Source organism: Pseudomonas sp. UBA6276 (assembly GCF_002438365.1).
GTDB lineage: Bacteria > Pseudomonadota > Gammaproteobacteria > Pseudomonadales > Pseudomonadaceae > Aquipseudomonas > Aquipseudomonas coleopterorum.
In genome coordinates, this window is the sequence record NZ_DJUS01000152.1 from 5,808 (window position 1) to 14,987 (window position 9,180).

Here is a 9,180-nt window from a genome sequence, read left to right on the forward strand (position 1 = left end):
CAGATCGGCGTGGTGTTCCAGAACCACCAGTTGCTGTTCGACCGCACGGTGTTCAACAACATCGCCCTGCCGTTGCAGATCCTCGGCCTGAGCAAGCCGGAAATCGCCAAGAAGGTCGATTCGGCGCTGGAGCGGGTGGCGCTGGCGGACAAGGCCGAGCTGTACCCCGGCGACTTGTCCACGGGCCAGCAACAGCGTGTGGGCATTGCCCGCGCCATCGTCCATCAGCCAGCCTTGCTGCTCGCCGATGAACCTACCGGCAACCTCGATCCGCGTCTGGCGGCCGAGATCATGGGGGTCTTCGAAGACATCAACCGGCTTGGCACCAGCGTCTTGATTGCCAGCCACGATCTGGCGCTGATCGCGCGCATGCGTCATCGCATGCTGACTTTGCAGCGTGGGCGTCTGATCGGTGACGGAGAGGCAGGACAATGAGTGCGACACGCAGTCCCAAGGTTGCGGACCGGGTAGCGCCCAAGGGAGGCGAGCCCCAACCGCAGAAGCCGAAGAAACGTCGCAATGACGACGATGACGGGCCGGATTTCAGCAGCCTGCTGCGCGCCTGGATCGAAAGCCATCGGGCCAGTTGGACCGACAGCCTGCGCCGTCTCGGCAAGCAGCCGATCGGCAGTTTCTTTACCTGCCTGGTCATGGCGGTGGCCCTGAGTTTGCCCATGGGGTTGTCCCTGCTGCTCAAGAACGTCGAGCGTCTGGGCGGTTCCTGGCAGCGTGCGGCGCAGATTTCGCTGTACCTGGACCTCGACGCCGGCGAGCGGGAAGGCCAGGCGTTGGTGACGCAGATCAAGGGGCTGTCGGGCGTGGCCCAGGCCGAGTTCGTCAGCCGCGAGCAGGCGCTGAGTGAGTTCCAGCAGCAGTCCGGGCTGGGCGAGGCGCTCAAGGAGCTGCCTGAAAACCCGCTGCCCGGCGTGGTGGTGGTGACGCCTCTGGAGATCGACAAGGCTGCGTTGGAGAGCCTGCGCCAGCAGCTCGCCGAGTTGCCGAAGGTGCAGCAGGCGCAGCTTGATCTGGTATGGGTAGAGCGACTTGCAGCCATTCTGAAACTGGGTGATCGATTCGTCTTCGGCCTGACCCTGCTGCTGGTTTCGGCGTTGTTGCTGGTGATCGGCAACACCATTCGCCTGCACATCGAGAACCGCCGCATCGAAATCGAGGTCATCAAATTGGTAGGCGGCACGGACAGCTATGTGCGTCGGCCGTTTCTGTACATGGGTGCGCTGTACGGCTTCGGTGCAGGCATTTTCGCCTGGGGCATCCTGGCCTTCGGCCTGGATTGGCTCAACGATGCGGTCACTGGATTGTCCGGCTTGTACGGCAGTGACTTCGCGCTGGGCGGTGTGCCTGTGGCGGACGGATTGTCGCTCTTGCTAGGCGCGGTATTGTTAGGGTATATCGGTGCATGGATTGCGGTCTGGCGGCACCTGCGCGAACTGGCGCCGCGTTAGCCCGCAGTATCTGTGCAGTACCTATGTAGGCTCTTCGAGTGTGTAGTTGAGTTAACTTTATTGTCATGGACCGTTAAAGCGTCATAGGGAACTTGTCAACTGGTTCCCGGTCTATTTTTCGCAGTGCCTACGGGCACGAGTCATGTGAGTCGGAGGTTTTTTCGTATGACCACTTCTTTGCAACCTGCTTATGCGCTGGTCCCGGGTGCGAACCTGGAAGCCTACGTGCATACGGTGAACAGCATTCCCTTGCTGACGCCCGAGCAGGAGCGTGAACTGGCCGAGAGTCTCTACTATGAGCAGGATCTTGGAGCGGCTCGGCAGATGGTGCTCGCTCACCTGCGTTTCGTCGTGCATATCGCGCGCAGCTATTCGGGCTACGGCCTGGCTCAAGCCGACCTTATCCAGGAAGGCAACGTCGGCCTGATGAAGGCCGTGAAGCGTTTCAACCCTGAAATGGGTGTGCGCCTGGTGTCGTTCGCCGTGCACTGGATCAAGGCTGAAATCCACGAGTTCATCCTGCGCAACTGGCGNNTGCGCAGCCAGAAGAAGCGTCTGGCCTGGCTGAACAACGAAGAAGTCCACCGTGTGGCCGAAAGCCTGGGCGTGGAGCCGCGTGAAGTACGCGAAATGGAAAGCCGTCTGACCGGCCATGACATGGCCTTCGATCCGGCTGCCGAAGCCGACGACGACAGCGCGTTCCAATCGCCAGCCAACTACCTGGAAGATCATCGCTACGATCCGGCGCGTCAGCTCGAAGACGCCGACTGGAGCGACAACTCCAATACCAACCTGCACGAAGCTCTGCAGGTGCTGGACGATCGCAGCCGCGACATTCTCTACCAGCGCTGGCTTGCCGAGGAAAAGGCGACGCTGCACGAGTTGGCCGAGAAGTACAACGTGTCGGCCGAGCGTATTCGTCAGTTGGAAAAAAGCGCGATGAACAAGCTGAAAGTCTCCATCGCGGCCTGATGTGAGCCGTTGACGCGCTGCATGCAAAAGCCCCGACTGGTTCGGGGCTTTTTGTTGTCTGGCAGGGCGTGATCGCGGCCTAATCGGCCCAGGGTGCGGGGCGTGGCTGGTCAAGGCGCAGGAGGTAGTCATGGCCGCCCAATTGACCCATCTGCTGACGAATCCAGCCAGCGCGACGGCTCACGTAGGGGCTGGGCCGACTGGCGCTCCAGTTGCGCGGATTGGGCAGTACGGCGGCGAGCAGGCTGGCTTGCTGCCGGGACAACCGAGCCGCGTCAACGCCGAAATGATGGCGCGCCGCTGCTTGCGCGCCGAACACACCGTCGTCCCATTCGGCGCTGTTGAGGTAGACCTCGAGGATGCGCTGCTTGGACCAGAAGATTTCGATCAATCCGGTGAACCAGGCTTCCAGGCCCTTGCGCAGCCAACTGCGCCCCGACCAGAGGAATACGTTCTTCGCCACTTGCTGGCTCAGGGTGCTGGCACCGCGCAATGAGCCGCCTTCCTCGTTATGGGCGAAGGCTGCGCGGATGGCGGCGATATCGAACCCCCAGTGCTCGGCAAAGCGTTGATCTTCACCGGCGATGACCGCCACCTTCAGATCGTCGGAAATGTTCGCCCAGGATTGCCAGTCTCGCTGCACATCGATTGGCTGGCCGTCGGCCCAGGATTCGATCTTGCGTTCGACCATGAGCATGGTGCCCGGCGGCGGGATGAAGCGAAAGATCACCACCAGAGCCACGCTTGCGGCGACGAACCAGAGCAGTGCCTTGCACAGACGACGGAAAAGGGATTGCAGCATGAAGGGCTTGGCCTGGCCGGGTGAGGGGGCCATTATACAGACCCTGCGATACAACACGGCTTTATGAGGACAAACCTGGATGCTGCGTACGTTCATGATGCTGGCCGCGTTCTTCGGCTTCACCGGTGTGGCGCTCGGCGCGTTTGCCGCACACGGGTTGAAGAACCGGCTGAGCGCCGATTACCTGGCCATTTTCCAGACTGGCGTCAGCTACCAACTTATCCACACCCTGGCATTGTTCGGCGTCGCGCTGCTCAGCGTCCATGTGCCAGGGCGTCTGGTAGGGTGGGCAGGCGCGCTGTTCTGTCTGGGCATCGTCCTGTTCTCGGGCAGCCTCTACCTGTTGACCCTGACCGGCTTCAGCAAGCTGGGTATCGTCACCCCGTTCGGCGGTCTGGCCCTGCTGGCCGGGTGGCTGTGCCTGGGCCTGATGGCCTGGCGCCTGGGTTGATCGCGCGCGTGGTCGGCTTGGCCTTGGGAATCCTCGGCGATCGGGCTAGAATAACGACCCCCAAAAAATGATGGCTGCCGACCGCATGCGCATTCAATTGAACGGCGACCCTTTCGAACTCCCCGACGGCGAAACCGTTGCCGGGCTGCTTGCCCGCCTCGAACTGGTCGGGCGTCGCGTCGCCGTCGAGCTGAACCAGGACATCGTCCCGCGCAGCCAGCACGGTGACACCGTACTGGGCGAAGGTGACCAGATCGAGGTGGTTCACGCCATCGGCGGCGGCTGATCGAGTCGCCGACACCTTCCATGTCCGTATCTTTACCTCAGCAGAGGAATTCCGATGAGCAATGCTCGCATTGACAAGCCATTCACCCTGGCCGGTCGCACCTTCGAGTCGCGCCTTCTGGTCGGCACCGGCAAGTACCGCGACCTGGAGCAGACCCGTCTGGCCATCGAGGCTTCGGGTGCCGAGATCGTCACGGTCGCCGTGCGCCGCACCAATATCGGCCAGAACCCTGGCGAGCCGAACCTGCTCGACGTGCTGCCGCCGGATCGCTACACCATTCTGCCCAACACCGCTGGCTGCTATGACGCCGTGGAAGCGGTGCGCACCTGCCGCCTGGCCCGCGAGCTGCTCGACGGTCACAACCTGGTCAAACTGGAAGTCCTGGCCGACCAGAAGACGTTGTTCCCCAATGTGATCGAGACCCTCAAGGCCGCCGAAGTGCTGGTCAAGGACGGTTTCGATGTGATGGTCTACACCAGCGACGATCCGATCATTGCCCGCCAACTGGCCGAGATCGGCTGCATCGCGGTCATGCCGCTGGCTGGCCTGATCGGCACGGGCCTGGGCATCTGCAATCCATACAACCTGCAGATCATTCTGGAAGAAGCCAAGGTGCCCGTGCTGGTGGATGCCGGCGTGGGTACTGCGTCTGATGCCACCATTGCCATGGAACTGGGCTGTGAGGCCGTGCTGATGAACTCGGCCATCGCCCACGCGCAGGATCCGATCATGATGGGCGCAGCCATGAAGCACGCCATCATTGCCGGGCGCATGGCCTATCTGGCCGGTCGCATGCCGAAAAAACTCTATGCCAGCGCCTCTTCGCCGCTGGATGGTCTGATCAAGTAAGAGCCCCCGATGACTGACTCGCAAGAAACGCCAACGGCCGACGAAGGCGAACCGCGCCAGCACCGTGCTATCAAGAGCTTCGTGATGCGCGCTGGGCGCATGACCGAAGGCCAGCAACGCGGCCTTGACCAAGGCAAGCCGTTGTTCGTGCTGCCGCTGACCGACGCACCGACGGACTTCGACCAGGTGTTCGGTCGCAGTGCCCCGCGCACCCTGGAAATCGGTTTCGGCATGGGCCATTCGCTGCTGGAGATGGCAGCGGCCTCGCCGGAACTGGATTTCATCGGCGTGGAGGTGCACCGTCCCGGCGTTGGCGCACTGCTCAACGGCGTGCTGACTCAAGGTCTGAAAAACCTGCGGGTCTACGACTGCGATGCCATCGAAGTGCTCAAGCAGTGTGTGGCCGACAACAGCCTGGATCGCCTGCTGCTGTTCTTCCCGGATCCTTGGCACAAGGCGCGCCATCACAAGCGGCGCATCGTCCAGCCGGCGTTCGCCGAGCTGGTCCGCAGCAAGCTCAAGGTGGGGGGTGTGCTGCACATGGCGACCGATTGGGAGCCCTATGCCGAGTACATGCTGGAAGTCATGAACGTGGCGCCTGGTTACCGCAACCAGGCGGCCGACGGTCGCTGCGTACCGCGTCCGGCCGAGCGGCCGGTCACCAAGTTCGAACGCCGCGGCGAGCGGCTCGGGCATGGGGTTTGGGATTTGAAATTCGAGAAGGTTGACTGAGGGTTATGTAGTGGTCTGGCGGGCCTCTTCGCGGGCAGAGCCCGCTCCCACAGGGTCTTGGACAAAACCCACCTTGTGGGAGCGGGGCGGGCGGCGAGCCCTCTGCCCTCGAAGAGGCCCGCACAGCTCACGCATCACTTGCGGTCGGCAACGATCCCCAGCAGCACAAGCACCACCAACAGCACCGGCGCCAGGCTGTAGTTGTTGAACTGGCTCAACCCCTTCAGCACCCAGGGCGTGGCATAGATCAATGCCGCGCCACTGCCGATCACGCACATCAGGGCAATCAGTGGTACTCGCAGCGCGCCCGAGAGCGAGCCCAGACGGCCCTCGGCCCACGCCTTCACATCGGCGCCGAACAGCACCAGCACGCAGCCTACCAAGGCCAGGGAAATCTCCGAAAGGTTGCCTCGGCCCCAGCGTGACACGGTGGCGAGCAGATCGAGTACGAAATCCATCAGGACAATCCTTATACCAGGAAGTATTGCAGCAGGTCGTTGAGGAACAACTGCCCGCGGGCGGTGGCGACCAGGCGCGTCGGTTCGACCTGTAAAAGGCCTTTTTGTTCGGCCTCGGCGCGTGCTGCGGCCAGGGTCTGCAAGGGCAGGCCGGTCCGCTGCGCGAACAGCTCGGCGTCAACGCCCTGGGTGAGGCGCAGCGCGTTCATCAGGAACTCGAACGGTAACTCGTCGGCAGTCAGGGTTTTCTCGCCCGCCTTGAACTGCTTGCCAGGGTTCAGGTAATCCTTGGGCAGACGGGTTTTCCAGGTGCGCACGATGCGGCCGTCGGGGTGGCTCAGCTTGCCGTGGGCGCCGGCGCCAATGCCGATGAAGTCGCCGAAGCTCCAATAGTTGAGGTTGTGACGCGCGGCCTTGCCCGACCGGGCATAGGCCGACACCTCGTATTGGCTGAAGCCATGCTCGGCCAGCAAGGCCTGGCCGGCTTCCTGGATGTCCCAGAGGATATCGTCCTCGGGGAGCTCGGGCGGCTGGTTCCAGAACACTGTGTTGGGCTCCAGGGTCAGCTGGTACCAGGACAGGTGCGTGGGCGCCAGAGCGATGGCCTGGCGCAGGTCGTCCAGGGCCTCTTCCAAGGACTGGTCGGGCAGGCCGTGCATCAAGTCCAGGTTGAAGTTGTCGAAACCGGCGCGGCGCGCCATTTCAGCGGCGCGCAGCGCTTCGTCTCCGGTATGGATACGCCCGAGGGCTTCGAGCTTATTCGGCTGGAAACTCTGGATGCCGATGGACAGGCGGTTGATCCCCAGCTTGCGATAGGCGACGAACTTGTCCTGTTCGAACGTGCCGGGGTTGGCCTCCAGGGTGATCTCGATATCCGCCGTGAACGGGATGCGTTGTTCCACGCCCGCGAGCAGTCGGCCCAATGCCGCAGCACTGAACAGGCTGGGCGTGCCGCCGCCGAAGAAGATCGAGCTCAGTGGCCGTCCGTAGACCGCTGCCAGGTCCTGATCCAGGTCCGCCAGCAGTGCGTCGACGTATTCCTCTTCCGGCAGTACGGGACTGGCCGCGTGGGAATTGAAGTCGCAGTACGGGCATTTGCGCACGCACCAGGGGATATGGATGTACAGCGCCAGCGGCGGCAGCTGCGTCAGCACCTGGCTGGGAGGCGGCGCCGCTGGGTAGATCAGTGAATCGTTCATGCCAGGCTCAGGCGTTGACGCAGCAAGGCCATGGCGCGGGCGCGATGACTCAGTTGGTTCTTTTGCGTGGGGTCGAGCTCGGCGCTGGAGCAGTTGCGCTCGGGCACCCAGAACAGTGGGTCGTAGCCAAATCCATGGGCGCCGCTGGCGGCGTGCAGGATGCGACCGTGCCAGAGCCCTTCGCAGAGGATCGGCAACGGATCCTCGGCATGCCGGACCAGCGCCAGCACACAGACGAACTGCGCGCCGCGCTGTTCGTCCGGGACGCCCTGCAGGGCATCGAGCAGCTTGGCGTTGTTGGCGGCATCGCCCTGGCCATCGGCGTAGCGCGCCGAATAGATGCCGGGGGCACCGCCGAGCAAGTCCACGGCCAGGCCGGAATCGTCGGCCAGCGCAGGCAAACCTGAGAGACGCGCGGCGTTGCGGGCCTTGAGGATGGCGTTCTCGACGAACGACAGCCCGGTTTCCTCAGGCTCGACCTGGCTGAATTCGCCGACCGAACGCAGCTGCACCGCGCCGCCGAGCATGGCCTGGAGTTCCTTGAGCTTGCCGGCGTTGTGGCTGGCGAGGACGAGTTGAGTGAAATTGATCATGGTTGTGAATGGGTTCCGAAGGGTTCAAAGAGCCAGTTCATGCGGGCGGCCTGACGAATCGGGTCGCCTGCTTCGCGGGCAGAGCCCCGCTCCCACAAGGTGAGTTTTGCGCACGATCCTGTGGGAGCGGGGCTCTGCCCGCGAAGAAGGCGCCATGGTCGTCGAGTGTTACACCGCCACCCGATGCTCCTGCAGACCAGGGCTGCTGACCCGGTAGATGCCGATTTCACCCAGAAGGTTAGGCCAGATCTTGCTCGCCCACCCGTGCCGGTGCTGTTGATCCACGGCCAGGCGATTGAGGACCTGCGCCCGGCGCTCGCTGCACAGGGCTTCGAAGTCGGCGAAGGTGCAGAAGTGGATGTTCGGCGTGTTGTACCAGGTGTACGGCAAAAACTCGGACACCGGCATGTGGCCCTTGCTGGCCAGGTACCAGCGGCAGCGCCAGTGGCCGAAGTTGGGGAAGGTGATGATGCACTGCCGACCGACCCGCAGCATCTCGTCGAGAATGCGATCCGGGTATTCCACGGCCTGCAGCGCCTGGGTCATGACCACGATGTCGAAGCTGTTGCTGGCGAAGTTGCCCAGGCCCTTGTCCAGGTCCTGCTCGATGACGTTGATGCCCTTGCGCACGCACTCGGTGATGTTGTCGGCATCGATTTCCAGGCCGTAGCCGGTGACCTGCTTGTGGTCGCGCAGCCAGGCGAGCAATTCGCCGTTGCCGCAGCCCAGGTCGAGCACGCGGCTGCCGGCGGGGATCCAGTCCTGGATGATTTCTAGGTCAGCTCTCATGGATGCCTCACAGTGCAATGCGGTTCATGTAGCTGCTGAACGCCTGCAGATACCGTGGAATGGGGATCAGAAAGGCGTCGTGACCCTGCGGTGCATCGATTTCCAGGTAGCAGACGTCTTTCTTGGCGGCCATCAACGCATCCACCAGTTCGCGCGAGCGGGCCGGCGAGAAGCGCCAGTCGGTGGTGAACGACATCACGCAGAACTTGGCCTTGACGTTGGCAAAGGTCGCGGCCAGGTCATCGCCATGGGCAGCGGCCGGGTCGAAGTAGTCCAGCGCCTTGGTCATCAGCAGGTAGGTGTTGGCATCGAACCGACCGGAAAACTCCTCGCCCTGATAGCGCAGGTAGCTTTCAACCTGGAACTCGACGCTGTGGAAGTCATAGTTGAGCTTCTCGCTCTTCAGGCCACGGCCGAATTTCTCGCCCATCGAATCGTCTGACAGGTAGGTGATGTGCCCGACCATGCGCGCGAGCATCAGGCCGCGTTTGGGAATCACGCCACGGGCCTGGAAATCGCCGCCATGGAATTCGGGGTCGGACAGGATGGCCTGGCGGGCCACTTCGTTGAAGGCGATGTTCTGCGC

Annotated in this window: 12 protein-coding genes and 1 pseudogene; 7 read left to right on the forward strand and 6 right to left on the reverse strand. The window is 62.9% G+C overall.

The window, feature by feature from the left end; all coding sequences use genetic code 11:
• The 3 genes from B2V21_RS17535 to rpoH form a co-directional block, all read left to right on the forward strand.
• A partial coding sequence (locus tag B2V21_RS17535; protein ID WP_286917535.1) for a cell division ATP-binding protein FtsE occupies nucleotides 1-435 on the forward strand: 435 nt, incomplete at its 5' end.
• The gene (ftsX, locus tag B2V21_RS17540) at nucleotides 432-1,463 is read left to right on the forward strand and encodes a permease-like cell division protein FtsX (protein ID WP_049861686.1); all 1,032 of its coding nucleotides are present in this window, start codon (nucleotides 432-434) and stop codon (nucleotides 1,461-1,463) included. The genes B2V21_RS17535 and ftsX, both read left to right, overlap by 4 nt.
• Nucleotides 1,464-1,628: 165 nt before the next feature.
• Nucleotides 1,629-2,435 carry an RNA polymerase sigma factor RpoH gene (rpoH, locus tag B2V21_RS17545; protein ID WP_286917536.1) on the forward strand — a complete coding sequence of 269 codons (807 nt, stop codon included), beginning with the start codon at nucleotides 1,629-1,631 and terminating at the stop codon, nucleotides 2,433-2,435.
• 79 nt (nucleotides 2,436-2,514) lie between these two features.
• Here rpoH and mtgA read toward each other — a convergent pair whose 3' ends face one another.
• Entirely contained in the window at nucleotides 2,515-3,270 is a 756-nt protein-coding gene (mtgA, locus tag B2V21_RS17550; RefSeq protein WP_286917537.1) for a monofunctional biosynthetic peptidoglycan transglycosylase, read from the reverse strand.
• Nucleotides 3,271-3,316: 46 nt separating this feature from the next.
• Here mtgA and B2V21_RS17555 point away from each other — a divergent pair, with 46 nt between their 5' ends.
• The 4 genes from B2V21_RS17555 to trmB all read left to right on the forward strand — a co-directional run bounded on the left by B2V21_RS17555 (nucleotide 3,317) and on the right by trmB (nucleotide 5,555).
• Nucleotides 3,317-3,688, forward strand: coding sequence for a DUF423 domain-containing protein (locus B2V21_RS17555; RefSeq protein ID WP_049861688.1), 372 nt, complete (start codon nucleotides 3,317-3,319; stop codon nucleotides 3,686-3,688).
• A gap of 85 nt (nucleotides 3,689-3,773) precedes the next feature.
• Nucleotides 3,774-3,974 carry a sulfur carrier protein ThiS gene (gene thiS, locus B2V21_RS17560; RefSeq protein WP_049861744.1) on the forward strand — a complete coding sequence of 67 codons (201 nt, stop codon included), beginning with the start codon at nucleotides 3,774-3,776 and terminating at the stop codon, nucleotides 3,972-3,974.
• Between the two features lie 54 nt (nucleotides 3,975-4,028).
• Nucleotides 4,029-4,823: a thiazole synthase gene (locus tag B2V21_RS17565; protein WP_043191531.1), complete on the forward strand. Its 795-nt coding sequence runs from the start codon at nucleotides 4,029-4,031 to the stop codon at nucleotides 4,821-4,823.
• A gap of 9 nt (nucleotides 4,824-4,832) precedes the next feature.
• Entirely contained in the window at nucleotides 4,833-5,555 is a 723-nt protein-coding gene (gene trmB, locus B2V21_RS17570) for a tRNA (guanosine(46)-N7)-methyltransferase TrmB (RefSeq protein WP_286917538.1), read from the forward strand.
• 134 nt (nucleotides 5,556-5,689) lie between these two features.
• Here the strand turns inward: trmB and B2V21_RS17575 are convergent, their stop codons facing one another.
• The 5 genes and pseudogenes from B2V21_RS17575 to metX all read right to left on the reverse strand — a co-directional run.
• The gene (locus B2V21_RS17575; RefSeq protein ID WP_043191527.1) at nucleotides 5,690-6,013 is read right to left on the reverse strand and encodes a DUF3392 domain-containing protein; all 324 of its coding nucleotides are present in this window, start codon (nucleotides 6,011-6,013) and stop codon (nucleotides 5,690-5,692) included.
• Between the two features lie 11 nt (nucleotides 6,014-6,024).
• On the reverse strand, nucleotides 6,025-7,212 hold the full coding sequence (gene hemW / locus B2V21_RS17580) for a radical SAM family heme chaperone HemW (protein ID WP_286917539.1): 1,188 nt from the start codon (nucleotides 7,210-7,212) through the stop codon (nucleotides 6,025-6,027).
• Nucleotides 7,209-7,805, reverse strand: coding sequence for an RdgB/HAM1 family non-canonical purine NTP pyrophosphatase (rdgB, locus tag B2V21_RS17585; protein WP_282349270.1), 597 nt, complete (start codon nucleotides 7,803-7,805; stop codon nucleotides 7,209-7,211). Before rdgB ends, hemW begins: the two co-directional genes overlap by 4 nt.
• A 168-nt stretch (nucleotides 7,806-7,973) precedes the next feature.
• Nucleotides 7,974-8,594: a methionine biosynthesis protein MetW gene (metW, locus tag B2V21_RS17590; protein ID WP_043191520.1), complete on the reverse strand. Its 621-nt coding sequence runs from the start codon at nucleotides 8,592-8,594 to the stop codon at nucleotides 7,974-7,976.
• A gap of 7 nt (nucleotides 8,595-8,601) precedes the next feature.
• A pseudogene (gene metX / locus B2V21_RS17595) lies at nucleotides 8,602-9,180 on the reverse strand (homoserine O-acetyltransferase); the annotation flags it as partial.

Bases quoted from the DNA above. Each gene is read 5' to 3' on its own strand.
- ftsX (WP_049861686.1), top strand. From the start codon at position 432: ATGAGTGCGACACGCAGTCCCAAGGTTGCGGACCGGGTAGCGCCCAAG.
- B2V21_RS17565 (WP_043191531.1), top strand. From the start codon at position 4,029: ATGAGCAATGCTCGCATTGACAAGCCATTCACCCTGGCCGGTCGCACC.
- rdgB (WP_282349270.1), bottom strand. From the start codon at position 7,805: ATGATCAATTTCACTCAACTCGTCCTCGCCAGCCACAACGCCGGCAAG.
- trmB (WP_286917538.1), top strand. From the start codon at position 4,833: ATGACTGACTCGCAAGAAACGCCAACGGCCGACGAAGGCGAACCGCGC.
- B2V21_RS17575 (WP_043191527.1), bottom strand. From the start codon at position 6,013: ATGGATTTCGTACTCGATCTGCTCGCCACCGTGTCACGCTGGGGCCGA.
- metW (WP_043191520.1), bottom strand. From the start codon at position 8,594: ATGAGAGCTGACCTAGAAATCATCCAGGACTGGATCCCCGCCGGCAGC.
- mtgA (WP_286917537.1), bottom strand. From the start codon at position 3,270: ATGGCCCCCTCACCCGGCCAGGCCAAGCCCTTCATGCTGCAATCCCTT.
- hemW (WP_286917539.1), bottom strand. From the start codon at position 7,212: ATGAACGATTCACTGATCTACCCAGCGGCGCCGCCTCCCAGCCAGGTG.
- thiS (WP_049861744.1), top strand. From the start codon at position 3,774: ATGCGCATTCAATTGAACGGCGACCCTTTCGAACTCCCCGACGGCGAA.
- B2V21_RS17555 (WP_049861688.1), top strand. From the start codon at position 3,317: ATGCTGCGTACGTTCATGATGCTGGCCGCGTTCTTCGGCTTCACCGGT.